Genomic DNA, 607 nt, shown 5'->3' on the forward strand with positions numbered 1-607 from the left:
GCCCGTGATAGGTGTACTGCCCGCCCCGCCCCGCGGCGTAGACCGGGAAACGCTCCGGCTCGACGAGGTCGGCCGCCCGGGCCGAGGTGCCCGCCGTGTAGAGCGGCGGATGTTCCAGGAGCCAGACCAATTCGTCCGCCTCGCCCCGGCCGATGGCGGCGGCGCGGGCCTCCATCTCGGCCAAGGCTTCCTCGTAGCCGACGAGCGTGTCGGTGACGCGCCAGCGGACCGGCGGGGCCCCCGCCCGCGGCAAGAATGTCGCGGGCGCGACCGAAAGCCGGGAGGCGGACGCTTCGGACAAATCGTTTACCAAGGCTTCACCATACCGCGCGGAAAGTTTTCCGTGTGTTGAGGAACGGAGCATCCGCGCGTGGCGGTCCTGGACGAATTGCAAGTCGATCTCAAGGTCGTGCTGGGGCGCAGCCACATGCCGCTGCACATGCTGCTGCGCATGGGCCGCGGCGCGGTGATCGAGCTCGAAGCGACCGAAACCGACATGGTCGAGATCCTCGCCAACGATCACCCCATCGCCCGCGGGCAGATCGTGGTGACCGGCAATCGCATTTCCGTGGAGGTGACCGAGCTGATCCGCAAGGCCGAGGTGGTG

General features: G+C 68.5%; 1 protein-coding gene and 1 pseudogene. One reads left to right on the top strand and one right to left on the bottom strand.

Annotated features, from left to right (window positions below):
• Nucleotides 1–175 (bottom strand): annotated as a pseudogene (locus MZTS_RS25735) (lipoyl(octanoyl) transferase LipB); the annotation flags it as partial.
• A gap of 195 nt (nt 176–370) precedes the next feature.
• Between MZTS_RS25735 and MZTS_RS24860 the strand changes: the two are divergent.
• A partial coding sequence (locus MZTS_RS24860) for a FliM/FliN family flagellar motor switch protein (protein ID WP_192285997.1) occupies nt 371–607 on the top strand: 237 nt, incomplete at its 3' end.

The sequence above is a fragment of the Methylorubrum zatmanii genome, assembly GCF_014845115.1.
Taxonomy (GTDB): Bacteria; Pseudomonadota; Alphaproteobacteria; order Rhizobiales; family Beijerinckiaceae; genus Methylobacterium; species Methylobacterium zatmanii.